This is a genomic window from Sphingobacterium sp. WM (genome assembly GCF_029542465.1).
Taxonomy (GTDB): Bacteria; Bacteroidota; Bacteroidia; order Sphingobacteriales; family Sphingobacteriaceae; genus Sphingobacterium; species Sphingobacterium cellulitidis.
The window spans coordinates 3,170,407-3,196,392 of the sequence record NZ_CP120709.1; the positions used below are offsets into that span (position 1 = coordinate 3,170,407).

Annotated in this window: 19 protein-coding genes; 5 read left to right on the forward strand and 14 right to left on the reverse strand. The window is 37.8% G+C overall.

Annotation, left to right across the window (positions count from 1 at the left end; genetic code table 11):
- Positions 1–13 precede the first annotated feature (13 nt).
- The 11 genes from PZ892_RS13520 to mraZ are packed head-to-tail and all read right to left on the reverse strand — an operon-like array spanning position 14 to position 12,547.
- The gene (locus PZ892_RS13520; RefSeq protein WP_094256192.1) at positions 14–844 is read right to left on the reverse strand and encodes a cell division protein FtsQ; all 831 of its coding nucleotides are present in this window, start codon (positions 842–844) and stop codon (positions 14–16) included.
- A complete protein-coding gene (gene murC / locus PZ892_RS13525) occupies positions 834–2,192 on the reverse strand; it encodes a UDP-N-acetylmuramate--L-alanine ligase (protein ID WP_094256193.1) in 1,359 nt (452 codons plus the stop codon). The genes PZ892_RS13520 and murC overlap by 11 nt, the downstream gene beginning before the upstream one ends.
- 3 nt (positions 2,193–2,195) lie before the next feature.
- Positions 2,196–3,296: an undecaprenyldiphospho-muramoylpentapeptide beta-N-acetylglucosaminyltransferase gene (gene murG / locus PZ892_RS13530; protein ID WP_094256194.1), complete on the reverse strand. Its 1,101-nt coding sequence runs from the start codon at positions 3,294–3,296 to the stop codon at positions 2,196–2,198.
- A gap of 12 nt (positions 3,297–3,308) precedes the next feature.
- Positions 3,309–4,502, reverse strand: a complete 1,194-nt coding sequence (locus tag PZ892_RS13535; protein ID WP_094256195.1) for an FtsW/RodA/SpoVE family cell cycle protein — start codon at positions 4,500–4,502, stop codon at positions 3,309–3,311.
- Positions 4,503–4,515: 13 nt separating this feature from the next.
- Positions 4,516–5,889: a UDP-N-acetylmuramoyl-L-alanine--D-glutamate ligase gene (murD, locus tag PZ892_RS13540; RefSeq protein WP_094256196.1), complete on the reverse strand. Its 1,374-nt coding sequence runs from the start codon at positions 5,887–5,889 to the stop codon at positions 4,516–4,518.
- A gap of 6 nt (positions 5,890–5,895) precedes the next feature.
- Positions 5,896–7,140, reverse strand: coding sequence for a phospho-N-acetylmuramoyl-pentapeptide-transferase (gene mraY / locus PZ892_RS13545; RefSeq protein WP_094256197.1), 1,245 nt, complete (start codon positions 7,138–7,140; stop codon positions 5,896–5,898).
- Positions 7,141–7,145: 5 nt separating this feature from the next.
- The gene (locus PZ892_RS13550) at positions 7,146–8,603 is read right to left on the reverse strand and encodes a UDP-N-acetylmuramoyl-L-alanyl-D-glutamate--2,6-diaminopimelate ligase (RefSeq protein ID WP_094256198.1); all 1,458 of its coding nucleotides are present in this window, start codon (positions 8,601–8,603) and stop codon (positions 7,146–7,148) included.
- A 1-nt stretch (position 8,604) separates the two neighbouring features.
- Entirely contained in the window at positions 8,605–10,731 is a 2,127-nt protein-coding gene (locus PZ892_RS13555) for a penicillin-binding protein (RefSeq protein WP_094256199.1), read from the reverse strand.
- 15 nt (positions 10,732–10,746) lie between these two features.
- Complete coding sequence (locus tag PZ892_RS13560; protein ID WP_094256200.1) at positions 10,747–11,157, reverse strand: FtsL-like putative cell division protein; 411 nt, start codon at positions 11,155–11,157, stop codon at positions 10,747–10,749.
- Positions 11,158–11,169: 12 nt separating this feature from the next.
- The gene (gene rsmH, locus PZ892_RS13565; RefSeq protein ID WP_094256280.1) at positions 11,170–12,081 is read right to left on the reverse strand and encodes a 16S rRNA (cytosine(1402)-N(4))-methyltransferase RsmH; all 912 of its coding nucleotides are present in this window, start codon (positions 12,079–12,081) and stop codon (positions 11,170–11,172) included.
- A complete protein-coding gene (gene mraZ, locus PZ892_RS13570) occupies positions 12,074–12,547 on the reverse strand; it encodes a division/cell wall cluster transcriptional repressor MraZ (protein WP_094256201.1) in 474 nt (157 codons plus the stop codon). The genes rsmH and mraZ overlap by 8 nt, the downstream gene beginning before the upstream one ends.
- Before the next feature lie 411 nt (positions 12,548–12,958).
- Between mraZ and aspS the strand changes: the two genes are divergently transcribed.
- Together aspS and PZ892_RS13580 are read left to right on the forward strand one after the other, a co-directional pair.
- Positions 12,959–14,713: an aspartate--tRNA ligase gene (gene aspS, locus PZ892_RS13575; RefSeq protein WP_094256202.1), complete on the forward strand. Its 1,755-nt coding sequence runs from the start codon at positions 12,959–12,961 to the stop codon at positions 14,711–14,713.
- 177 nt (positions 14,714–14,890) lie between these two features.
- Positions 14,891–16,276 (forward strand): LutB/LldF family L-lactate oxidation iron-sulfur protein, encoded by a 1,386-nt coding sequence (locus PZ892_RS13580; protein ID WP_094256203.1) that lies wholly within the window; start codon positions 14,891–14,893, stop codon positions 16,274–16,276.
- Between the two features lie 94 nt (positions 16,277–16,370).
- Here PZ892_RS13580 and PZ892_RS13585 read toward each other — a convergent pair whose 3' ends face one another.
- Positions 16,371–18,215 (reverse strand): von Willebrand factor type A domain-containing protein, encoded by a 1,845-nt coding sequence (locus tag PZ892_RS13585; protein WP_094279880.1) that lies wholly within the window; start codon positions 18,213–18,215, stop codon positions 16,371–16,373.
- A 93-nt stretch (positions 18,216–18,308) separates the two neighbouring features.
- Here PZ892_RS13585 and PZ892_RS13590 point away from each other — a divergent pair, with 93 nt between their 5' ends.
- Together PZ892_RS13590 and PZ892_RS13595 are read left to right on the forward strand one after the other, a co-directional pair.
- Positions 18,309–18,869, forward strand: a complete 561-nt coding sequence (locus PZ892_RS13590) for a sigma-70 family RNA polymerase sigma factor (protein ID WP_220476828.1) — start codon at positions 18,309–18,311, stop codon at positions 18,867–18,869.
- Positions 18,862–20,160 carry a carboxypeptidase-like regulatory domain-containing protein gene (locus PZ892_RS13595; RefSeq protein WP_169715154.1) on the forward strand — a complete coding sequence of 433 codons (1,299 nt, stop codon included), beginning with the start codon at positions 18,862–18,864 and terminating at the stop codon, positions 20,158–20,160. Before PZ892_RS13590 ends, PZ892_RS13595 begins: the two co-directional genes overlap by 8 nt.
- 40 nt (positions 20,161–20,200) lie before the next feature.
- On the opposite strand, the gene tsaD is transcribed toward PZ892_RS13595, so the two are convergent.
- On the reverse strand, positions 20,201–21,202 hold the full coding sequence (tsaD, locus tag PZ892_RS13600) for a tRNA (adenosine(37)-N6)-threonylcarbamoyltransferase complex transferase subunit TsaD (protein ID WP_094256207.1): 1,002 nt from the start codon (positions 21,200–21,202) through the stop codon (positions 20,201–20,203).
- Between the two features lie 59 nt (positions 21,203–21,261).
- Between tsaD and PZ892_RS13605 the strand changes: the two genes are divergently transcribed.
- A complete protein-coding gene (locus tag PZ892_RS13605) occupies positions 21,262–25,671 on the forward strand; it encodes a translocation/assembly module TamB domain-containing protein (protein WP_229678359.1) in 4,410 nt (1,469 codons plus the stop codon).
- Here the strand turns inward: PZ892_RS13605 and PZ892_RS13610 are convergent.
- Positions 25,664–25,951 (reverse strand): hypothetical protein, encoded by a 288-nt coding sequence (locus tag PZ892_RS13610; protein ID WP_094256208.1) that lies wholly within the window; start codon positions 25,949–25,951, stop codon positions 25,664–25,666. The genes PZ892_RS13605 and PZ892_RS13610 overlap by 8 nt on opposite strands.
- Between the last annotated feature and the right edge of the window lie 35 nt (positions 25,952–25,986).

Consider the following 25,986-nt stretch of genomic DNA (forward strand, 5'->3'; position numbering starts at 1 on the left):
TGTAATTTGTTTCTTAAATCTTCTTGTTCATTTTCATTTGTAGGCTATCGATAAACCAATCGCCTTTGCGTTCGCAGACAATTTGTCCGCTGTACTTTACATTTACCTTACTGTAGGCATCTGCTCCTACCCTAGGTAAAATATGGGTATAGAATTTCTTCAAACGGTCCAATTTATAGTTTAAAGAATCTGCATTCCCAATAATCAATTGTTGACTTCCTACTCGAGGCACTATTTCAATATCTCTTTCATCATTTACGAATAGTTGTACAATTTGATTACTCCAAAGTTCATCCCCTTTGGTTTCTTCCACAATTCTCACCAAGTCTTTCACCAATTGGCTTTGAACAGGTTCCAGGGATTTTTTATAACCTTCCTTAATATTTCCGTTTGCCACCATAACATGCGGCACATATTTTAAGGTTACAGGAATTTTATTCCCTTTGGAGTCCACATAATACTCCTGACCTCCTTGATTGATGATTCTCACGACAACCTCGCGTTGTTGTACTGCCACTCGCATGGTACCATCCATATCCATATGAACATCAGCACTGGATACGTAAGGAGATCTTTTTAGCTCAGTTTCAATTTTATGCAGGGGCAAATCATTCAATTGCTTTCCTACTACATTTCCAAACTTCTCTTTGATCATGGATGAAATATCATTTTGATCAATGAAAGTTTCTTTACCTTCAACCATTACCTTTAAGGCGGTACATTCCTGAACTTGGTCTTTTTTATTGATCAAGCTCATCAACATTCCCACACCTACAATCGCCACTAATCCTAAGAAAAAATAGCCAACTTGACGCCATTGTATATTTCTTATTCTATTTAACATGGTTCAATTCTTCTTTTAAAGGTTTAACCAGTTTATCAATATCTCCAGCTCCAACGGTCACCAATAATTCTGGGTTTTCAGTTTTTGCTATTTCCAACACTTCTTCAGGAGATACCAATCTTTTGTTCTCCAAATTGATTTTATTCAGAAGCCATGTTGAATCAACTCCTTCAATTGGCAATTCTCTAGCGGGATAAATTTCCATCAATAGTAATTCATCAGCCATTGCCAATACTTCAGCGAATCCATCCACAAAATCTCTAGTTCTGCTGAACAGGTGAGGTTGGAATACCACCGTTAATTTTTTCTCCGGATATAATTTTTTCATTGAGGTCAAAAATGCTCTCAACTCTTCCGGGTGATGCGCATAGTCATCGATATAAATATTTTTATCTGTTTTTACGATAAATTCAAAGCGACGTTTAACACCTTGGAAATCGGATAATGCAGCGACAATTTTATCAGCTGAAATTTCCAATAGATGAGCAACTGTAATTGCGGCAACGGCATTTTCAACATTATGCAATCCTGGGATTCCCAGGTGAATATCTTTGATGGTTAAATCAGCAGAATGATAATCAAAATAGAATTCACCATTTTCCACTCTTACATTTTCAGCATAGGCATCACAAACTTGTTCACGAGCGTAAGAGATATCTCCAGAAAATGGAAGACCCACTTTCAAGATGCTTTTACCACCATCAACCACTCGATCCAAGAACATTTCAAAAGAATTGATTAATTCCTGCGGGTCGCCATAGATATCCAAGTGATCAGCATCTGCTGAAGTCACGATTGCGATATTAGGATGAAGAGTCAAGAAAGAACGATCATATTCATCTGCTTCCACCACTACAACATCATTATCGCCGAATAACACATTATTTTGATAATTTGTACTGATACCACCTAAAAACGCTGAGCAGTCAAATCCACTATGTTTCAATACATGGGCTACCATTGTAGAGGTAGTAGTTTTTCCATGGGTTCCAGCAACAGCAATAGTAAACCTACTTTCAGAAATAAAACCTAACACCTGAGAACGCTTAAATAGTTCATGACCATTGTCTTGAAAGAAAGCTTTCAATTTCAAGTCTTTTGGCACTGCTGGGGTGAAAATGATAAGGGTTTCCTCACTTGCCACTTTGAAAGCTTCCGGAATAGAATCAATATCGTCAGCATAGCTGATTGTCATTCCTTCCTCTTCCAAGGTTCTAGTAAGTTCAGTCGAGGTACGGTCATAACCAGCAACCTCACAGCCCAGACGACTAAAATAACGAGCCAATCCGCTCATGCCGATTCCGCCGATACCCAGTAGATAAACTCTTTTTATTTTGTCGATATTCATTTTCTATTTTTCTATAATACTCAATACTTCTTGTGCAATAACCTCATCAGCATCAGCAAGTGCCAACTTTAAGATATGCTCACTTAATGCTTTTTGCTTGGCATCATCCTTAAAAAGGTCCAACACAGTGTTGACCAATTCTTCCCTAGCAACATTGTCTTTAACCATTAAAGCAGCATTTTTCACCACCAATGCATTTGCGTTTTTTGTTTGATGGTCATCTGCCACATTTGGCGATGGCACCAATACCACTGGTTTACCAATCACGCATAATTCAGAGATTGTGCCAGCACCTGCTCTAGCGATAATGACATCCGCGGCAGCATAAGCATAATCCATACGCTCCAGGAATGGCATTAGTTTGATGGAATCAGGTAACTTATCAGCTAATTCAGCATTAAGCTTTTCGTAATAATAACTACCACATTGCCATATCACTTGAATTCCTGCAGCAACCAATTTATCCAAGCCAGCTTTAATACTATCATTCAAGGTCAATGCGCCAAGACTTCCCCCAGTGACCAATAAGGTTTTCTTATCGAGGTCTAATCCAAAGGCATGAATTGCTTCTTCTCTTTTGCCTTCAATAGCGACTGAGGATTTCCGGATAGGATTTCCTGTCATCAGTACTCTATCTGCTGGAAAAAATCTTTCCATTCCTTCATAGGCCACACAGATTTTTTTTGCTTTGGCACCTAACTTTTTATTAGTCACACCAGCATAAGAATTCTGCTCTTGAATTACTGTTGGGAGTCCCATCATATTGGCCATCATCAATAATGGACCAGATGCATAGCCTCCAACACCAATCGCTGCTTCTGCTTTAAAATCTTTAAGAACTTTTCTTGCCTTCCATAAGCTTTTTATCATCTTAAAAGGAAGACTAATATTTTTCAATGGCGATTGACGGTTTATTCCGGCAATATCCAATCCTACAATTTCATATCCAGCTGCAGGAACACGTTCCATCTCCATTTTTCCATTTGCTCCTACGAATAGGATTTCAATATCTGGAGACAGGTTTTTTAACGCATTGGCTATCGCAATCGCCGGGAAGATATGTCCACCGGTTCCACCACCACTTATGATAACTTTATGCGCCATTCAATATTTCAATTAGATAGTTCCAACTACCACTTTGCGTGGAGCTTTTTCAACTACTTTATCTTCTTTCACTTTTAATTCTTCAACATTACGGCTCACACTTAGGATAATTCCCAAGGCCACACTCGTAAATAAAATAGATGTCCCCCCCATACTCACCAATGGAAGTGGTACCCCTGTTACTGGTCCGAGACCTACAGCCACTGCCATATTCGCCAAGGCTTGAATGGTCAAGCTAAAGCCTAATCCAGCAGCCAGGAACGCCCCGAAGGCTCGCGGACTGAGCGTGACGATCCGGATACATCGATACATCAATGCTATATAGAGGAAGAGTAAAACGGCTCCTCCTATTGTTCCGTATTCTTCAATAATAATGGCGAAAATAAAGTCAGAGTATGGATGCGGCAATACATTTCGTTGCACCGAATTACCAACTCCTTTACCAAACATTTCACCAGTAGCGATTGCAATTTTCGCATTGTTAGCTTGGTAATTCTTATCATCCTGGAAAGATGTTTTACCATCATGAACTTCTTCTGTAGTGAAGAATCCTTGAACCCGGCTCATATATGTTGCGCGTCTCGGTCCTAAGAAAATCACAAGCATCAACAGCACTCCCCCACCTAAACATACCACTGCGATTTGCTTGAAACTGATTCGTCCGATTAACAACAACAATACACTAACTCCGAAAAGCATCAATGCGGTTGATAAGTTAGCCCATGCAATCAAAACGAAAACAAAACAAACGGCTCCCATAATTGGGATAAAAGACTTTTTAACATCCTTGATTTCCTCTTGTTTTCTAGACAACATTCTAGCTAAAAAGGTAATCAGCGCTAATTTTGCTAAATCGGAAGTTTGGAATGTTTGGTTGATTACAGGTATGGTCAACCAACGGCTAGCCTCATTTACCTTACTTCCAAACAGCAACGTGTATAACAACAAAGGGATTGTAATCACCATCAATAATTTGGAGATTCCAGCATAATACCGGTAATCCAATTTATGTGATAAATACATCATAACTAAACCAGCTACAACGATAAATAGGTGTTTGAATAAATAAAGTTCAGTACCTTTTCCTTCTTTGTAGGCTAAAGTTCCTACTGAGCTATATACAGCCAATAGTGACCAAATAGACAACAAGATCACAATGATCCAGATCCATTTATCGCCTTTTAGTTTAGAAAAAATGTATTCCATTGTTCCTCCTTAATTATAAAGTCATTACAGCTTCCTTAAATTTGTCACCACGATCTTCGTAGTTTTTGAACCAGTCAAAGCTGGCACAAGCTGGAGATAGTAATACTGTATCTCCTTTTTTTGCTAAGTGGGATGCAATTTGTACAGCATCACCCATAGACGCACTATTTACGATTACTTCGGTATCATCTTCGAAAGCTTCGTGAATACGTCCTGTATCTTTACCAATACAGATAATCGCTTTCACTTTAGATTTCACTAAATCTTTCAGCATTTCATAGTCGTTTCCTTTATCCACACCCCCCATGATCAAGACGATGTCTGTAGAGAAACTTTCCAATGCATACCACACGGAATTTACGTTTGTAGCTTTAGAGTCATTAATATAATTTACACCACCGATACAAGCGACATGCTCCAATCTGTGCTCCACATTCACAAACGACCCCATGCTTTCTTTCATCGTTTGGTTCCTCAATTCTTGAACCTTTGCAATCAGTCCTGAAGCCATGTTGTTGTAAACATTGTGCTTGCCTTGCAGTGATAATTCTTCAATATTCATGATAAAAGCTTCTCTATTTGGTGTTAAAATTTTCAAATTCTTCTCGTCGTCAAGATACGCTCCGGTATCTACTTTCCCTTCTTGTGTAAATGGCAGATGCATTGCTGCTGTAGGATGTTTTTCCAGTGCTGCCATTGTTTCCGGATCATCCTTACAATAGATAAAGAAATCCGAAGGTTTTTGATTTTGAACCATGCGGAATTTTGAAGCCACATAGTTTTCCATCTTATAATCATATCGATCTAAATGATCGGGTGTGATATTTAAAATCACGGCTACATCTGCTCTAAAGTGGTACATGTCATCCAGCATAAAACTGGATATTTCCAACACATAAGCATCATGTTGCTCTCTAGCTACCTGCAAGGCGAAGCTATTTCCAATATTCCCAGCTAATCCAACATTTAGACCAGCATGTTTCAACATATGGTAAGTCAACATCGTAGTTGTAGTTTTACCATTTGACCCTGTGATACACAATAATTTGGCATCGGTATATTGGGCGGCGAATTCTATTTCCGAAATTATCGGTAGACCTAAGCCTCTTAATTCTTTTATCAAAGGAGCCTTTTCTGGAATCCCAGGACTTTTAACGATTAAATCTGCATTGACAATCAACTCATTTGTATGTTGTCCTTCTTCAAATGCAATTCCTTCTTTTTCAAGGCTCGATTTATAAGCATCAGCAATGGTTCCCATATCTGACACAAATACATCGAATCCTTTATCTTTCCCTAAGATTGCTGCACCAACCCCACTCTCACCTGCGCCAAGAATTACTAAGCGGCCAGATTGTGGGTAATATGTATGTGCTATATTCGACATCTTCTACTATCTAACTTTCAATGTTACAATGGTTAAAATGGCTAACATAATGGACACAATAACAAATCGTGTCACGATTTTAGACTCATGATAACCTTTTTTCTGATAATGGTGGTGCAAAGGTGACATCAGGAAAATCCTTCTACCTTCACCATATTTCTTCTTCGTATACTTAAAGTAAGACACCTGAAGAATTACGGAAAGATTCTCGATCAGGAAAATCCCACACAATACCGGAATCAATAATTCTTTACGGATTAGAATAGCAAAGGCTGCAATGATACCGCCGATTGCCAAACTTCCTGTATCCCCCATAAACACTTGCGCGGGGTAAGCATTGTACCATAAGAAACCTGTACAAGCCCCTACAAATGCTCCGGCAAAAATCACGAGTTCACCCGAATTGGGGATAAACATGATATTGAGGTAATCAGCAAAGATGATGTTACCAGATACATAGGCTAGAATTGCCAAGGTAATCCCCATAATTGCGGAGGTTCCAGTGGCGAGTCCATCTATCCCATCAGTGATGTTTGCTCCATTCGATACAGCAGTAATAATAAATACTACGACGACCAAGAAAACAAAGAACGTTGCCAAAGGGCTATTGACGCCGAATACGTCCAACACTTTAGCGTAGTCAAATTCATTATTTTTATAAAAAGGAATGTTAGTCTTTGTAGACTTTACATTCTCAGCGTAAGTTTTTTCACCTGTTGAAGGATTAATAATTACTTCAACTGGTTTAGAAGATGTAGGATTTGCTACTTGCTGTCTAGCCACGATTTCAGGATGAAAATACATGGTGATAGCGATTAGAATTCCTAAACCAACCTGTCCAATTACTTTAAATTTTCCGGCTAGTCCTTCTTTATTTTTGCGGAAGACTTTGATATAGTCATCCAAAAATCCAATTGCACCCATCCAAACGGTTGTAATAATCATTAGGATGATATAGATATTATCCAATTTTGCAAAGAGCAATGTTGGTATTAAAATACCTGCGATGATGATTAAACCACCCATTGTTGGAGTTCCTTGTTTTTTCTTTTCACCTTCTAATCCAAGGTCACGAATAGTTTCTCCAACTTGTTTTTGATGTAGCAAACGAATTAATCTGCTACCGAATGCTGTTGTGATAATTAACGAAAGAATCACTGCCATGGCTGTACGAAACGAGATATATTGGAATAATCCAGCACCTGGAATATGTACGTGCTCGTTAAGCCAAGTGAATAAATAGTAAAGCATGCAGTTTAATTATGTTCGTTAAAAATCTTTATTAATTCTTCTTTATCGTCAAAGTGGTTTTTCACCCCATTGATATCTTGGTATTTCTCATGACCTTTTCCAGCTACCAGGATAACATCTCCGGGTTGAGCAAGATGAAAAGCGGCACGAATAGCCTCTCTTCTATCGGTAATTGAGAACACATTTTTTTTCTTATCAGCCGGCACTCCCACTTCCATTTCTTTGATGATTGTACCCGGATCTTCTGTTCTAGGGTTATCTGAAGTAAGCACAACCTTATCACTAAGCCGTGAAGCAACTTCTGCCATTTCTGGACGTTTGGTTTTATCACGATCACCGCCGCATCCAAGCACCGTAAATATCTGTTGACCAGTTTTTCTTAAGCTTCCGATAGTTTCCAAGACATTTTCAACCGCATCTGGTGTATGGGCATAATCCACAATCGCAACTACTCCAGTTGCAGATTTCAAGGTTTCAAAGCGGCCTTCTGCACCTGTAATTTCACTTAATGCCATTAATACTTTAACAGTCTCCTGTTCCAATAAAATAGCTGCTCCATATACTGCCAATAAGTTATAGGCATTGAAGTCGCCTACTAATTTTACCCATACCTCTTGGCCATCCACTTGCAATAACATCCCGTCGAAATGACTTTCAAGGATTTTCGCCTTAAAATCTGCCATCTGGTGTAAACCATAGGTCTTTTTATGAGCGAAGGTGTTTTGGAGCATTACTGATCCATTTTTATCATCAATATTCGTCAATGCGAAAGCATATCGATCTAAATCGTCAAAGAACTTTTTCTTTGCCTTAATGTAATTGGCAAATGTTCCGTGGAAATCTAAGTGATCATGGGTGATGTTAGTAAAGATGCCTCCAGCGAATTTTAGTCCAGCAATACGTTGTTGAACGATAGCATGGGAGCTTACTTCCATAAAACAATAATCACATCCGTCTTCCACCATTTCCTTCAATAATGAATTCAAGGAAATCGGATCTGGAGTTGTGTGTGTTGCAGCAATAACGCGTTCAGCGATTTGATTTTGCACTGTAGACAATAGTCCTACATGAAAACCCAGTTTGCTGAACAAGTTGAATAGCAGAGTAGCAACGGTTGTTTTTCCATTTGTACCAGTCACACCCACTAATTTCAATTTTGAGGAAGGGTTTCCGTAGAATGTAGATGCCATCACTCCCAATGTATAGGATGAATCTCCTACAACTACATAAACTACATCCTCCTTAATTTCCTCTGGTAATTCTTCCAGAACCACTACTGAAGCTCCTAATTCAATAGCTTTCGCTACAAAGAGGTGACCATCAGTTTGATGTCCACGAACTGCCACAAATGCACTGCCTTGAACTGCTTTTCTAGAGTCCAGGCAAAGCGAGCTAACCTCTGTTTCCAGAGAGCCACGGTAATCAATTACCGGTATAGCATGTAGCAACTCCTTTAATAACATATTAATTCAATTCTATTAGCACATTAGTTCCTGGCTTCAATTTCTGTCCAGCAGCTAATGATTGATTTATTACTCTTCCTTTACCTCTCACTGTAGTTTTGAATCCTGCATTTTCCATTGCATAAATTGCATCCACTAATCCCATACCTTTTACATTCGGCACTACTCCTTCTTTGAATTCAGCAACTGTAAAAGCTTCAGCTGTGTTTTTAGATGAATCTTTATCAGCCGCCACGATAGAATTCCAGTTTACAGATTGTACACCTAGCATTTGGTAAACTTTTGCAGTTGCATCCTTAGATCCTTTCAAAGTATATGGAACTTTATTTCCAGCGACATTTACTTTTCTATTATTGAAGGTCTTATGCAATGAAAGGTCATTTGCATAAACCATATCTGCCAATTCCCGGAATACTGGACCTGCTACTGAACCACCGTAATAACCATTTCTAGGATTACGGATTACCACGATCATCGAATATTTCGGATGTTCCGCAGGGAAGTAACCAGCAAATGAGGATTGGTATCTTCTAGCACCATAGCCTCTAGAACCATCAGCCATTTGTGCAGTACCAGTTTTACCTGCTGAAGAATATAGCGGGCTTCTTAATCTTTTACCTGTTCCTTCAACCATTACCCCTTCCATCATCTTCTGCATCTTACCGATAGCTTCCTTCGATGCAATTTGCTTATTGATCACACGAGCTTCAAACTTCTTAACTGTAGTTCCTAAGTGCTGAATTTCTTTTACGAATAATGGAGCTAGCATTTTTCCATCGTTTGCAACTGCATTAAAAATGGTCAATGTTTGCAATGGTGTTAATTTCAATTCATAGCCATAAGCCATTTGAACCAATGAAAGTTTACTCCAAGATCTGCTATCAGGCATTTTCACCCATGGATTTGCCTCACCAGGAATTTGTAATCCTAAAGGTTTCGCCATTCCCCACTCATGCAATTTTCCAGTGAACTTTTCTGGGTTTTTGCCATAATGAGTACCAATAGTTTTAGCTACCCCAACATTTGAAGACTCTTCGAAAGCTTCCTTGATGGTAACTTTAGATTTTTTAGGTGGATGTGAATCTTTGATTGTATGACCAGGAACTTTCCATGTTCCGTTACCGATATCAATCACCGTATTGGTATCAACTTTATTATCGTCCAAGGCAACCAAATAAGAAGCTACTTTAAAAGTAGATCCAGGGTCAGCACCTTGCGCAATTGCATAATTGAATTTTTCTCTATAAACACCTTCGCTATCTCTGGTAAAGTTTGCAATCGCACGTACTTCTCCAGTTTCCACTTCCATCAATACCACGCATCCATTATCAGCATTACTTGCGATCAATTGTTTTTCCAAAGCGCGTTGTGCCATATCCTGCATATTCACATCGATAGTTGCAATGATATCCGATCCATCCGTTGGAGCTACTTCCATTTCACGATTAACAGGAATCCAAACCCCACCAGCAATACGTTGCATCAATTGCACACCACTTTTACCTTCGATATAATCGCCATATGCACCTTCCAATCCAACACGAACGGTATCCCCTTTACTATTTTTATACCCAATTGTACGGGCAGCTAGATTGGTAAAAGGCAGAATACGTTTGTTTTCTCTTACTGCTATCAAAGAACTAGAGAACCTTTCTTTCTCTTCTTTAAAGTTTTTCAACAACGGAAAAGTCTTAAGGACTTTCAATTGTTGATGCGTTACATTACGTTTCAATAAAACATAACGGTGTTTTTTAGCCCTTGCCTCTTTTAACTGAGTCAGGTATTGTCGGGCTGATTTATCTTTGAAATAAGCGGCAAGCTTATTGGCCAAAGAATCCACCCGAGCATTAAATACTTGATTTTGCTCGGATGGAATGGCCATCGCATCAAACCGTATTTCATATTCCGGAACAGAAGTAGCCAGTAAACTTCCGTCATTGGAATAAATATTTCCTCTTGCAGCTTCAATCACTCTTTCACGAATAGTCAAGCTATCCGCAATTTCACGCCACTTATCACCATCCACATATTGCAAGTGCAATAACTTTCCAAACACCATTAAAGCACCAAAAACCATCAGGCCAAATGCCAGGTACACCCGAATCAATATGGACTTCCTAATATTCATGTTTTGGTCTTTATATTATTTTACTTCTCTAACAATTTCCAACTTAATAGGCGGTTCGGTTCTTTCTTTCAACCCTAAAGTATCCGCTCTTTTTGCAATCTCTGTTTGGGTTGTTAACTTCATCAACTCCGCATTCAAAGATTTATAATCCCAACTTAACTCCTTTACCTCACGCCCCAACTTATCAATTCTTCTGACTGTATTTTCCGCCAGATGTCGGTTTGAAATATAGAGCAAACCTAATAAGGCAAGAAAAGCCACGAAGGGTAAATTCTTGGCAACTAAATAAGTAGACAGCTTTTTTTGAGAGAAGAAGTTTTTCAGGAAGTCTTGGGTCTCTTCGACTTTTTCCTCCAGCGCATCAGACATCTCCTCTTGCACTTCCTCACTTAACTCATTTTGCTTTATAGTATTTCTCTTTGCCATATACCTACTCTACTATATTTTTTCTGCAATCCTCAATTTCGCACTACGCGCTCTATTGTTTTGTTTCAACTCATCCTCTGAAGCTGTGATCGCTTTTCTACTTATTACTTTAAATGGTTTAATTTCATTACCAAAGAAGTCCTTCTCCACTTCACCTTTAAACTTTCCTTTAGCGATGAAATTCTTCACTAAGCGATCTTCCAAGGAATGATAAGACATTACTACCAATCGACCTTCAGGTTTTAAGACCAGAGAAGTTTGCTCTAAAAATTCCTGCAAAGCTTCCAACTCCTTGTTAACTTCAATTCGCAAAGCCTGAAATACCTGAGCATGATATTTATGCTCTTTTCCTTTAGGCACTAACTTTTGAATCACCTGCTTTAATTCAGCTACTGTTTGAATCGGCGTAGTCAAGCGGCTAGTCACAATTGTTTTTGCCAAAGACTTTGCATTTTGAATTTCCCCATACATTCCAAAAATCCGATGTAAATCTTCTTCAGGATATGTATTGAGTACTTTTCTAGCATCCAAATCAGCTACTTGATCCATTCGCATATCCAGATCAGCATCAAAGCGGATCGAGAAGCCACGGTCGGCAGCATCAAATTGATGGGATGAAACTCCTAAATCCGCCAATATCCCATCCACTTGTTTCACGCCTTCTAGTCGTAAATAATTTTTTAAGAACTTAAAATTCTGATGAATCAGCGTAAATCGTTCATCAGGAAGTGTGTTTTTAATTGCATCTGGATCTTGATCAAATGCGATCAATCGTCCATTAGGTCCTAAATGTTTCAGGATTTCTTTCGAATGTCCACCACCTCCAAAAGTCACGTCTACATAAATCCCGTTTGGTTTAATCGCTAGTGCGTCTATACATTCCTGCAACATTACAGGAACATGATATCCGATTTCATTATTCATTGCCATCTCCTGCAAAGTTAAATCCACCCATTACTTCCTCAGCCAATGCAGAAAAATCTTCCTCAGAACCACTGTCCATCATTTTTTCATATTCATCTTTTGCCCACAATTCGATTTTATCAAATTGACATTGCAGAAAAACCTCACCTTTAATGTTTGCATATTCCAGCAATGATTTTGGCAAAAGCACTCTTCCGGCAGAGTCTAAAGTCAACTCGGTTGCACCGCGCATAAACTGACGGATAAAAATCCTGGTCTTCTCGTTATACTGGTTCAACTTGGCAAGTTGATTCATCTTTTTACTCCATTCTTCTCTGGTGTAGATGACTAAATTTTTCTCAAAACCACGATTCATAACAAGCCCCACACGCTCTACATCAGGCAGTTGCCTTTTGAGCGCAGCGGGAACCACCATTCTTCCTTTGGTGTCTAGCTTGCAGTCGAATTCGCCGATTAATTGATCCATTTACTCTAGTTCTACTCTAATTTTAATGTAAAAGTATACACTTTCTCCCACAATCCCCCACTATGCCCCACAAAAAAGTTTTCCACATAGTATATCCACTACAAAAAAGGCCTCAGAAGGGTCAAAAACAAATAATAATATTGAAACACAATAAATTAGGAATTGTAAAATATTGAAAGAATATGTGCTAATTCTTGGACAAAACTCTTGTTTTTAAGGAATTGGAAGTACCAAAAACGTCAAAAGTGGGGTAAAGTGGAGGGTTTAAAACAAATAGATGGGTGAAGTGGGAGAAAGTGGTATAACCGAATCAAATTGGCATCAGTTTTTCCTGATTTTGTTATGATATTAATATTCTTTATTCTCGGATAAATGCAATAATTTTGTTGGTCAATAAAAATTGAGATAATCATGCACAGAACACATACTTGTGGCGAATTAAGAATTGAAGATTTAGGAAAAACAGTAACCCTTAGTGGATGGGTTCAAAAATCACGTGACTTAGGAGGAATGACATTCATCGATGTTCGAGATCGATATGGTATTACTCAGTTAACTTTCAACAGTGATGATAATGAATCCTTGAGAAGCCAAGCCCGCGAATTGGGAAGAGAGTATGTTATTAAAGTAACAGGAACAGTTATCGAGCGTTCCAGCAAGAATAATAAAATTCCAACGGGAGAAATTGAAATTAAAGTGAGCAATTTGGAAGTTCTAAATGAATCTAAGTTGCCACCATTTACTATAGAAGACGAAACTGATGGCGGTGAAGATATCAGAATGAAATATCGTTATTTGGATATTCGTAGAAACCCCGTTAAGAACAGTTTATTGTTTCGTCATAAGGTTACCCAAGAAGTACGGAATTATTTATCAGGATTAGATTTTTGTGAAATCGAGACTCCTTACTTAATAAAGTCTACACCGGAAGGTGCGCGTGATTTTATTGTTCCATCACGAATGAACCCAGGACAATTTTATGCATTACCACAATCACCTCAAACTTTCAAACAGTTATTGATGGTTGGGGGTATGGATAAATATTTCCAAATCGTAAAATGTTTTCGGGATGAGGATTTACGTGCAGATAGACAGCCTGAGTTTACCCAGATTGACTGTGAGATGTCCTTCGTTGAGCAGGAAGATATTTTAAATGTATTTGAAGGAATGACTCGTCACCTATTAAAAACCATTCATGGAATTGAAGTTGATCAATTTCCAAGAATGACTTTTGAAGAGGCCATTCGTACATATGGAAATGACAAGCCAGATATTCGTTTTGGGATGAAGTTTGCAGAGTTGAATGCAGTTTCCCAGCATAAGGATTTTGCAATTTTCAACAATTCAGAATTGGTTGTTGGTATTGCAGTCCCTGGAGCAGCGTCATATACAAGAAAGCAAATTGATGAGTTGGTTGATTGGGTTAAACGTCCTCAGGTAGGTGCTTCAGGAATGGTTTATGTAAAATGCGAAGCTGATGGAAGTTATAAATCATCGGTAGACAAATTTTATGACCAGGAAGATCTTGCTAAATGGGCAGAAGCTACTGGCGCTCAAACTGGCGATTTGATTTTAATTCTTTCAGGTCCTGCAAATAAAACCAGAGCACAGTTAAGTGCTTTGCGTATGGAATTAGGAAATCGTATGGGATTGCGTAAGTCCAATGAATTTGCGCCATTATGGGTTGTAGATTTCCCACTATTGGAATGGGATGAGGAAACTGAGAGATATCATGCTATGCACCATCCATTCACCTCTCCAAAAATTGAGGACATGCCATTATTAGATACTGATCCAGGTAAGGTGCGTGCAAATGCATATGACTTGGTATTGAACGGTAATGAGATTGGCGGTGGTTCAATTCGTATCCATGACAAAGATATGCAAGCCTTGATGTTTAAGCATTTAGGATTTACGCCAGAGCAAGCTCAGGCACAGTTTGGTTTTCTAATGAATGCTTTCCAATACGGAGCTCCTCCACATGGTGGCTTGGCATTTGGATTAGACCGATTGACAGCAATCTTAGGTGGTCAGGAAACAATCCGCGATTTCATTGCATTCCCTAAAAACAACTCGGGGCGTGATGTGATGATTGATGCGCCAGCGGAAATCGCTAAAGAACAGTTAGATGAATTAAGCATCAATTTAATTGAGCCTAAAAAATAAAACTTTAAAGAGCGGTCAACAAAAATTGGCCGCTTTTTTTAGCTCCAATTCATTAACTTTTAAACAGCCTTGTAGTTATAAACATTATACTGTCAATCGCAGATAATTTTTTATCTTTAACATTGGTTGATTTTCATTATCAACTTTTATTTTTGCATCAAGCAACAGAACATCCCTATGGCACAGACAGTAGCTGAGAAATTCCTGAAAGATAGTGCTTCAAAATCCTTTGATTTACAGCATAGGCAAATTATCAATAACAATATTGATAAGTATGAGCATGCTTTCGAAAAAGGGAAAAGTAAGTTTTTCGATTTGGAAAATTCAAAGACCAAAGCGAATCTTATTAAGTGGAAAGTTATTGAGAATCTGGATCGATATTTATTAGATTTTGAATCGAACTTTACTAATAGAGGTGGCAAGGTTATCTGGGCAAATGATGCGGAAGAGGCTCGGGAGGAGATTTGGAAGATCATGGAGCAGCACAATGCGAAATCGGTTGTAAAATCGAAATCCATGGCGACCGAGGAGATTGAGCTCAATCATTTCCTGGAAAAGAAAAACATTGAAACCATAGAAAGTGATTTAGGAGAGTTTATCATTCAGTTACTTGGTCAAAAACCTTATCACTTTGTTACTCCGGCCATGCATTTGAGCTTGGAGGAAATTGCAAAATTATTTCATGAGAAGTTCGACACTCCTTTGGAGGCTAGTGCTGAGGAGTTAACAATGAAAGCCAGGGAAATACTACGAGAAAAATATACTCAAGCAGATATTGGAATTACCGGAGCTAACTTTCTGATTGCTGATACAGGTGCAATTGCTATTACGGAAAATGAAGGAAACGCCAGGTTGACAACTACATTTCCTAAGGTACATATTGCCGTTGTTGGAATTGAGAAAGTAATCCCTAGCATGGGGGATCTTGATTTATTCTGGCCTTTATTAGCTACCCATGGTACCGGACAAAATTTAACAGTATACAACACAGTCCTTTCTGGTCCCCGTAAGAACACGGAATATGATGGCCCTGAGGAAATGTATGTGATATTATTGGACAATGGCCGTAGCAATGTTTTAGAACAGAAAGATCAAAGGCAAGGATTATATTGCATTCGTTGTGGTGCATGTTTAAATGTATGTCCTATCTACCAAAACATTGGTGGACATACTTATGAAACCACTTACCAAGGGCCGATAGGTTCATTGATTTCACCGCATCTCAATGGGATGAAAGAGTTCAAGCATCTGAGCTATGCCTCTTCCCTATGCGGTAAGTGTACAGAAGTCTGTCCTGTTGGAATAGATATTCAGAAAATGCTGCTGGTAAACCGTCGGGACTCGGTACAACAAGACCTGGTTTCTTCAGTAGAGAAGAAAGGATGGAGCATGTTTACTTGGGCTATTCAAAAAAGAAAAATCATTGATTTCTTCTCTGGAAAAACAAAAAACTTTTTTGTCAGGAATTTCTTCAAAAAAGCCTGGGGAAGTCAAAGGGAACTTCCAAAGATTGCAGATAAATCTTTCACTCAACAATGGAAGGAAAAGCAGAAGGAAAAATAAAAAGAATACAAAGAAACAAGAACATATTAAAGAAGAGATCAGCCCAAAAAGCTGATCTCTTTTTTTAATAACCTTTAATTTTCAGTTTGCATTATTACTTTTCTGTATCTAGAATTGACTTACTATCTTCTGCCAACCGAATGAATTCGGCACGATAGCCTTCATCATCTTTTCCTTTTGCTGCTTTTGCTCTAGCGATTAAACTTTCAAAACTTGAATTCTGCTTATAATCGGAGTTACGGATTAACATTCCGAATTCTGCAACTGCTGTGGCGAATCGAAAATCTTCACTGACTGCCGACATAGCCTGTACCTCATTTTTAACAACTGTTTGCTGCAATTCGCTTTTTTCAGATTTAGGATCTTTATAGCGGAATTTCACGGTTGCTAATTCTCCATTTTTTTCACCAATATTGGGTTTATCGTTCTTTTGATATTTAAGAGGGTCTACCGTTCCAATTATTGAGCTTTTCACTCCTACCGGAATGATTTCATAAATGGCAGTCACCGTATGTCCTACCCCCATATCTCCTCCAATTTTTGCATCATTATTAAAATCCTCAGCTTCTAATAATCTATTTTCATAACCTACTAATCGGTATGCTTGTACATAGGCAGGGTTAAATTCAACCTGAATTTTCACATCCTTAGCGACGGTGAATAAGGTGGCTCCAAATTCGGTAACCATAGCCTTACGAGCTTCAGAGATATTATCGATATATGCGTAGTTTCCTCTTCCTTTGTCAGCAAGGGTTTCCATTTTACTATCTTTCAGATTCCCCATCCCAAAGCCAAGGACAGTAAGATTCACTCCACTTTCTCTTTCTTTGGCAATCAAATCTTCCATTGCTTCATCACTAGATTCACCTACATTAAAATCACCATCTGAGGCCAAGATAATTCTGTTATTTCCATCTTTGATAAAATTCTGACGTGCTATTTGGTAAGCCTTCTTAATTCCGGCACCTCCTGCGGTAGAACCACCAGCAGTCAATTCATCGATTACGGTTTTGATTTTCATTTTCTGATCACCAGACGTGCTTTCAAGTTTTACACCTGCAGAACCTGCATAAGTTACAATTGCTACTTTATCCTCTGGTCTTAATTGATCCACCAATAGTTTTAAAGAAGATTGTACCAATGGGAGGCGATTTGCTCCCATCATTGAACCAGAAACATCGATCAGAAACACCAAGTTTGAGGCTTTTAAATTTTCTTTAGGGATATCCTTTGCTTTAAGGGCTATGCGCATCAATTGATGCTCTTTATTCCAAGGGGAGGTTGTAAGTTCTGTATAGATTCTTACAGGATCAGCATTTGTCGGACCTTTTAAATCATATTGAAAATAATTGATCATCTCTTCTACCCTTACAGCATCTTTAGGAGGCATATTACCAGATTTGATCATTCTTCTAACATTACTATATGAAGCGGCATCTACATCTACAGCGAACGTAGACAAAGCTTCTCTTGCAGGAGAAATAAATCCATTTTCATCTAATCGAGCGTAGCTTTCTGTATTTTGCGGTGCAGGATGAATGTATAATCCAGATACTCGACCAGAGAGAACATTGGTATTCATTGCTGTTGCGGCTCTTTTTTGTTGAGTATCATATCCAATGACGGTTACTTCTTCAAGGTTATGAGCACTCGCTTTGAGCATTATTTTGAAATTATTTCTTTTTCCCACTTTTACTTTTTGTGTTTCATATCCAAGGTAATTGAACAACAAAACATCTTTGTTATCTGCTTGGATTGAAAATTCTCCATTTTGGTTTGTTCGGGCAGTTTGGGATTTACCTTCGACGTTAACTACAACACCTGCAATCACTTGCTGAGTATTTTCATCTTTCACAATTCCTGTAATTGTTCTTTCTTGAGCTAGTCCGCTACTACCTAGAGTAAGCAAAAAGACTAATAATGCAAATATTTTATTCATGACTAGTAAGTTTTGCCAAGGGATGCAGAAAAAATCAAATTTCCATAAACGAGAAAAAAAAATTAATTTTCGGCATAAATAAGCACAAGGACCTTGTCAAAACAGAAGAATCAAACAGATGAAGAATTACTAAAGCTATACTTGCAAGATGGCGACCTCAGCTATCTTGGTGATCTCTATCAAAAGCATAGCGAAATGGTCTATTATGTGTGTTTACGTTATTTCAAGGAGCCTGAACGCAGTAAGGATGCGGTTATGCAGATCTTTGAGGAACTCATCGACAAAGTAAAAAAGCAAGATATTCAAGATTTCCCGCGATGGCTCTATGTAGTCAGCAAAAACCATTGTTTGATGGCCTTACGGTCTGCTAAAAATAAGGTTGAAATTGTTACAGATAATTTTGTGGAATTTTCCATGAACCTGCATCAGGAGGAAAACTATCAAGAAAAAGAAGAACAGTTATTGAGATTGGAAAGCTGTTTGGATACATTGATTGAGAAGCAAAAGAAGAGTATTCAATTGTTTTTCATTGAGCAAAAATGCTATAAGGAGGTTGTAGAGCTTACGGGTTATAGCATGAATGATGTAAAAAGTTATATCCAAAATGGTAAGCGGAACCTGAAGAACTGTATGGAAAGGAATGGACATGAATAAGAATTTTGACATAGCATATTTACGTAAATACGTGAACGGAGAATTAAGCAGCTCCGAGATGTATGCTATTGAGAAAGCTTCTCATGAGGATGAATTCCTAATGGACTTGATTACAGGCTTGGAGGAAGAAAAAAAACTGAAACAACCACTTGAAATTTCTGATTTACATTCTGCCATCTTTGAAAGAACCCATCCAGTAAAAGTAACTCCGATGCGCTTTTATAAGTACCTTTCAATTGCCGCATCCATATTATTGGTTTTAGGAATTGGGACCATCTGGTATTTGAATCGGGATCAAAACGAAAAAGTAGAAACTATGGATATGGTTGCCATGGATTCGAAAGAAGCACCAACGGATACTACTCTAAATAGTATTCATTTGGATAGTTTAGACGGGAAATCGGAGGAAGAGAGTTTAATTGCATTAGCAACCCCTAACAATCAAATTGAGGAGAGTTCTGCAGCAGAAAATCGGGCCAGCAATTCTAAAAAGCCAAGTCATTCCCAAGAGGACAGAGTTAAGGAAATAATTGCAGGGAACCAGGATGTTTTTGTGAAGGAAGTCCCGAGAGCTGATACCAGTATATTTCAAAACAAGTATGATAATAGAATTGCCTCCAATCAATTTGAAACATCAAAAAAAGTGGATAATTCCAATGTTGTTTTAATGAATGGCAAGAATCCATTAAATTCTAAATTAGCTGGCCGAGTAGCAGGAGTTGCTGCAGATAGGGTTAGTTCATTACAAGATGTGAAAAAACTGGCGACAGGAAGAGTCTTGGATCAACAATCAGGTAGACCTATTATCAGTGCATCTGTCAGAGATATCAAAACCAACGATTTAGTTATGACAGATTCATCTGGACAATATGTATTGCCGTTAACTTCTGACAATCAAAAACTCGAGATATTATCCCTTGGCTATGAAAAGGAATTGATTACAGCGAGTAATAATAAAATTGTCCAATTAAAGCCAAACTTTAACAATTTGGAAGAAGTGGTAGTAGTAGGATATGGAAATAAAACCGAGAAGGTAAAATCAGAACCATTGGTAGGTTGGGTCGCCTATAAAAAATACATCAATGACAATTCGTATCAAACCTTATTAGGAAAAGGAACAGTCACCCTTGTATTCGACATTTCCACCTTTGGAAGACCTATCGATATTTCTGTTAAAAAGACCAGCAACCCAGAACTAAATCAGAAGGCAATTCAAATTATCCAGAATGGTCCAGATTGGAGGAAGGGAAATGACGGGAAGAAGATCGAAGTAAAAATTTCCTTTCGATAACTCAAGTATTTAGAACCCTGAACGGGTTCTAAATATGGTATTATACACCTAATCTTGCTAAAGGGCCTATCTCCTGCCCTATAAAATCTTGTTTTAAATATTTTTGGTATCCAGCAATAGCGATCATAGCGGCATTGTCGGTACAATATTCAAATTTTGGAATAAATACATTCCACTTATATTTCTTTCCCATTTCAATGAGTCCATTTCTAAGACCTGAATTGGCTGACACCCCACCTGCAATTGCAATATCCTTTACACCGGTTTGTTTAGCGGCTTTTTTCAGCTTATTCAACAAGATGGAGACAATTCGACTTTGCACGGATGCACAAAGATCATCCATTTGCTCATTCAAGAAATTAGGATTTTTCTTCACTTCCGCCTGAACCAAATATAGAATCGCTGTTTTAAGACCTGAAAAACTAAAGTTTAAATCTGGAATTTGAGGTTCGGGCAATTTAAAAGTATCAGGATTTCCGTTCTGAGCGTGTTTATCAATCAAAGGTCCACCAGGATACGGTAAATCCAAAATTTTTGCGGTTTTATCGAATGCTTCCCCAGCAGCATCATCGAGTGTTTCTCCCAACAATTCCATTTCGAAGTAATCTTTCACCAGAACGATTTGAGTATGTCCACCAGATACGGTTAAACATAAAAAAGGAAAGTTTGGCTTAGGATTATCAATAAAATGCGCTAGTATATGCGCTTGCATATGATTTACATCAATCAAGGGAACATTCATTGCCAAAGCGAAAGACTTTGCAAAGGAAGTCCCAACTAATAAAGCACCTAAAAGTCCTGGACCTCGCGTAAAAGCTACTGCATCTATCTCATTTTTGTGTATTTTAGCAGCGGCGATAGCCTGGTCTACCGTAGGAATGATGTTTTGTTGATGAGCGCGAGATGCTAACTCAGGAACCACACCCCCATATTTAGCGTGAATTGCTTGACTAGCAATAATATTTGACTTAATTTCGCCGTCTATACATATAGAGGCCGAAGTTTCATCACATGAAGATTCTATTCCTAGAATAATGGCCATTTTGAGAGAAGTATAAAAATTTAATTTACAAAAGTATCAAAAAAATACTTAAAATAACGTTGATTAGTCTGCTCAGTATCCTTGCTTTGCTGTCGATCTTGTTATTCTCTCTACAATTTTCCTCTGTTCAGACTTTTGTCAGTAAAAAAGTAGCCAAATATCTTTCCAAAGAACTTAATGCCAAAGTTGAAATTGGAAGCATTTACTTTAAACCTTTCTCAGAACTTAACCTTCATGATTTCAGTTTATCTGATCAGCAAGGAAATCAAATTATTTCCGCTAAGAAGTTAAACGCAGATCTTATTTTAACTGATTTCTTTCAAAATAAAATAGTTATAGAACGTTTAAATATTGAAAAAGCCTATGTAGATTTTCAAGTTTACAAGGACAGTTCAAACATTAAGTTCCTCATCGATTATTTTAGTCCCAAAAAGAAAAAACAAACTGCTCCAAAAAAGAAGATGGAGCTCAAATTATATGAAGTCAATTTAGTTGATAATCATATAAAAATCTTAAATCACACCCAAAAGCACCATAGCAAAGGAATCGATTTTTCAGATATTGAATTAGTACATCTGTCGGGCAACTTAAGCAATATCCAACAGGATAGCAGTTCATTGACAACAAAAATCAAAAAATTAACTTTCCAGGAAAAGTCAGGATTTATTCTGCGCGAATTGAGTGCTGACGCCCTGGTCAGCGATCATTCTATGGATTTTAACGATTTGAAACTCCTAACGAATAACTCTGTCGTAGGAAAACACTTAAAATTCAGTTACAAGGAATTTGGTGACTTTTCAGATTTTATTGAGAAGGTCCATATTCAAGCAAGTATGGCAAACGTATTTGTGGACTCAAAAGACATTGAATACTTTGCTCCGGACATGAAATTTGTGCGATTCAAAGCAAAGGTTAACCAAGGAGATGTTCTTGGAACAGTTGCCAATATGAGGGTTAGAAATGCGGATATTCAAACCGGAGATGAAACCAGATTAGTCGGAGATTTCAGCATTAAAGGGTTACCTGATATTAATAAAACTATATTTGATTTTAAGGCAGATCAACTACTGACTACTGCTGAAGACGTAGAAAAATTGGTACCTGAGCTTTCAAACAGGTCTGAATTTACTTTACCTGAACAATTGCACCGCATGGGTAAAATAAAATTTTCAGGTTCATTTAATGGTCTGTACAATTTATTTGATGTGGATGGATCTTTTCAAACAGATCTTGGAAAATTAGCAACAAAAAGTAAAATTGATATTCAAAAGAATATTCTTTACGCTGGAACAGTACGTTCTGATGAGTTCCAAATTGGAAATCTAATAAATTCGAATTCTATAAAAAATACTGCCTTCAATTTAGAGTTTGACGGTCAAAACTTAGATTTCAAGGAAATCCAACTTAATGTTATTGGGGATTTAAGAAGGTTTCAGCTAAATAATTATCAATATGATAGTATTTCAGTGGACGCCTTTTTATTTGAGGAACAAATTGAAGTCAATGGACATATTAGCGATAGAAATGTTGCCTTAGCCTATGATTCTAAGATCCACCTTCAAGGTGACCAAAGTATTTATAATGTAGACACTCAGATTGACCAAATCAACCTAAAGAATCTGGGTTTTGTCAAGAAGGACAGCATAATTATTTACGATTCAAATATAAGCACACATTTAACGGGAAATAACCTAAACAACCTGAATGGAGATCTACGTGCTAACCAAATATCAATTGAAACTAGCAAGGGTAAGTTCAGCATTGAGGATGTCTTTTTTGAGGCCGAAGGGAATGAAACAGATAGGCTACTAACCTTAAAATCTAATGTTTTGGACGCTGAGATGAAGGGAGTAATAGATTTGAACACGCTAGTTCCCTACTTCAAGGCAATTGCCATGAGATATGCTCCTGCCATTGGATTAGAAACAGAACCATTCAATCCACAGATATTTGATTTAGAATTGAACATTAAATCTTTTGAACCAGTTTCAGCATTCCTTGATCCGACTTTAACCTTAGAGGATGGGGCAACATTAGAAGCCCATTTCTCTTCCGAAGATTATACGGCTCAATTCAGTGCATTTAGTCCATTTGTAAAGTATCAAGGGATTAGTCTTCAAAATCTAAATATTCAGGAGAATGCTGACGAAAAAGCTTTTTCACTCAATCTAAAGGCCGATAAAATCTTTCTTACAGATAGTATTTTTGTCAATAATATTGAGATTAACAATATCCTAGCAAAGGATAGCCTATTATTCAATATAAAAGGCGCTGAGGAAACGGAGCAAAACTATATGCGGTTGAATGGAAATATCCATTTTGCCCATAATAAACCTGCCTATATTCGATTTGATGAATCGACAATTGTAGTGAATCATGAACCATGGGCATTCAATAAGGATGCTGAAATGCGTGTATCCAAGGGTAAATTCTATTTAAATAATCTAATTGCCAGCCAAGGAAATCAGAAAGTGGAATTTAATGGAGTTCTTTCGAATGAGGATGATAAACTGAATATTCAATTCGAGCGTTTTAATCTTCACTCCATGGAAACTGTGACAAAACCTATGGGTATTCATTTGGATGGAGAACTGAATGGAAATATCGAGTTACACTCGATTTTCAAAAAGCCCTATCTTTCTGCCAATGTTACAACTACTCCATTGGTTTGGAATCAGATTCCAATTGGACAATTAGTTCTATTAGCTGATTTTGATCCAGATAAAAAAGTTGCGAATCTGGATTTCCAATTATTAGATGATCGCAAAAGAGGTCTGACCCTCAATGGCACATATCAAGTCGCTTCGGGTGAGCAGGCCATAAATTTAAAAGGAAAGCTAAATCAGGCTGAGCTTATATTATTCCAACCATTTATCAGAACACTTGCCTCGGATTTACAAGGCAAGATGGACGCTGATTTACATATTTCTGGGACATTAAAGAACCCGCAGATCAATGGCTCGGCCAGTATAGAATCAGCCTCCTTCAAGGTCAATTACCTAAAGACCGTTTATAACCTGAACAATCAATCTGTCATGATTGACAAGAATGCGGTGATGATGAACAACCTGGTTTTTACAGATTCCAAAGGGCATCAAGCAAATGCAGGCGGAGTGGTCAATCTATCCAATCTAAGCAATCCATTTATTGATGTGGATGTGGCAACGAATAATGTCATGATCTTAAACACCACATACAAGGACAACAATTTGTATTATGGTACTGCTTATGCTACAGGCACCTATCAGTTTAAAGGATATACATCAGCTATTGACATTAATATCAAAGCTAGATCTGAAGATAACACCACCATAAGTATTCCTTTCAATTCTGCAATGACTGTTTCAGAAAGTGATTTCATTTATTTTGTCAGTAAGGATTCCACTATCAATAAAGAAAATGCAAGTCGATATTTTCTGAAGGGAATGACGATGAATATGGATCTAGAATTAACTCCTAGTGCGGAGGTAAATCTTCAGACTGATATTGGTTCATTGAAGGGAACAGGAACAGGGGAAATTAGCTTAAAGATTTCCAGTTTGGGAGACTTTGAAATGTTTGGTGACTATGCCATTAATTCTGGAAAATTTCACTTTACAGCACAGGACTTTATCAATAAATACTTCGATATCAAACAAGGAGGCACTATCAGATGGACAGGTTCGCCTTCTGGGGCTACAGTTAATATTACTGCCGTCTATCAGCAAAGAACATCCATAGGTGATTTATACAATGCTGCCGGGCGGGCGGGAACAGATGAACGCGTACTGGCACAAGCGGATATGATAATCAAAGGGACTTTAAGCCAGCCTGACGTCTCCTTTGATCTAAATTTTCCGCAAACTCCTTATGTCAAGGATGAATTGCAAGCTTATTTTAGTGATGCGAACAATGTCAACCAACAAGCCTTGAGCTTGATCATTCGAAGAAGTTTTACAACAGGTAATTCTGGCGAGATTGGACGCGAGGTAAACAATACTTTATTATCTGCAGGAACTGAAATAGCATTTAACCAGCTTAATAATATCCTTGCACAATCCTTGAATATTAATTTCCTGGACTTTAATATCCGATCTTTGAACGATGCATCCGCAAGTTTTAGATTCTTTGATGATCGCCTGGTATTAACGGGAGGAATTGTTGACCGTAGAAATATTCAAACGACCGATTTAACATTTTTTTCCAATCAAGTAGCCACCGACGCTGAACTGACCTATAAAATTCGTAGAGATGGAAGTTTAATGTTCAGAGCCTACAACAGGTTAAATACTAGAAATATCTTATTTACCCCAACGGATGATTACATCAATGCTGTCGGCTTGGTTTATCGACAAGAATTCAACACTTTAGGAGAGTTTTGGAGAAAAATGTGGACTTGGAAACCTAAAAAAGACAGTCTTTTAACCATTCCTAATATTCCTCAGGATAGCATTAAGAACTCCTCAGATACGAGTCAAAAGGTTAATTAAGGTAAAGTTGAAGAAGATGCTCTCTTTCTTCCTCCAAACTTCCAATGAATTCAGGTTGTTTCGCGCGGTTATACCAATATCTCGCATTCCATAAGTCACCTTCCACCCTATGTAAATAAGCATGAATATGTGCTGAAACCTTATCATTTAAATGATCGATAAGATCATGTGCCTTTTTCCATTCGCCTTTAGCATCATACCATAAGGCTTGAATTGAAACATCCCAAGAGGAATTAGGTTGAGAGTCTTTTAGGGTTGATTTAAATTCATCTAGTATCATGGATTTAAGTTATTAAAATTTTGAGATAATATGGC

Excerpts from the sequence above, each read along its gene's own strand:
- murG (WP_094256194.1), bottom strand. The coding sequence starts at position 3,296 with ATGGCGCATAAAGTTATCATAAGTGGTGGTGGAACCGGTGGACATATC.
- PZ892_RS13535 (WP_094256195.1), bottom strand. The coding sequence starts at position 4,502 with ATGGAATACATTTTTTCTAAACTAAAAGGCGATAAATGGATCTGGATC.
- PZ892_RS13560 (WP_094256200.1), bottom strand. The coding sequence starts at position 11,157 with ATGGCAAAGAGAAATACTATAAAGCAAAATGAGTTAAGTGAGGAAGTG.
- murD (WP_094256196.1), bottom strand. The coding sequence starts at position 5,889 with ATGTCGAATATAGCACATACATATTACCCACAATCTGGCCGCTTAGTA.
- PZ892_RS13585 (WP_094279880.1), bottom strand. The coding sequence starts at position 18,215 with ATGAATAAAATATTTGCATTATTAGTCTTTTTGCTTACTCTAGGTAGT.
- mraZ (WP_094256201.1), bottom strand. The coding sequence starts at position 12,547 with ATGGATCAATTAATCGGCGAATTCGACTGCAAGCTAGACACCAAAGGA.
- aspS (WP_094256202.1), top strand. The coding sequence starts at position 12,959 with ATGCACAGAACACATACTTGTGGCGAATTAAGAATTGAAGATTTAGGA.
- PZ892_RS13555 (WP_094256199.1), bottom strand. The coding sequence starts at position 10,731 with ATGAATATTAGGAAGTCCATATTGATTCGGGTGTACCTGGCATTTGGC.
- PZ892_RS13595 (WP_169715154.1), top strand. The coding sequence starts at position 18,862 with ATGAATAAGAATTTTGACATAGCATATTTACGTAAATACGTGAACGGA.
- mraY (WP_094256197.1), bottom strand. The coding sequence starts at position 7,140 with ATGCTTTACTATTTATTCACTTGGCTTAACGAGCACGTACATATTCCA.
- rsmH (WP_094256280.1), bottom strand. The coding sequence starts at position 12,081 with ATGAATAATGAAATCGGATATCATGTTCCTGTAATGTTGCAGGAATGT.
- murC (WP_094256193.1), bottom strand. The coding sequence starts at position 2,192 with ATGAATATCGACAAAATAAAAAGAGTTTATCTACTGGGTATCGGCGGA.
- PZ892_RS13550 (WP_094256198.1), bottom strand. The coding sequence starts at position 8,603 with ATGTTATTAAAGGAGTTGCTACATGCTATACCGGTAATTGATTACCGT.
- tsaD (WP_094256207.1), bottom strand. The coding sequence starts at position 21,202 with ATGGCCATTATTCTAGGAATAGAATCTTCATGTGATGAAACTTCGGCC.
- PZ892_RS13610 (WP_094256208.1), bottom strand. The coding sequence starts at position 25,951 with ATGATACTAGATGAATTTAAATCAACCCTAAAAGACTCTCAACCTAAT.
- PZ892_RS13520 (WP_094256192.1), bottom strand. The coding sequence starts at position 844 with ATGTTAAATAGAATAAGAAATATACAATGGCGTCAAGTTGGCTATTTT.
- PZ892_RS13580 (WP_094256203.1), top strand. The coding sequence starts at position 14,891 with ATGGCACAGACAGTAGCTGAGAAATTCCTGAAAGATAGTGCTTCAAAA.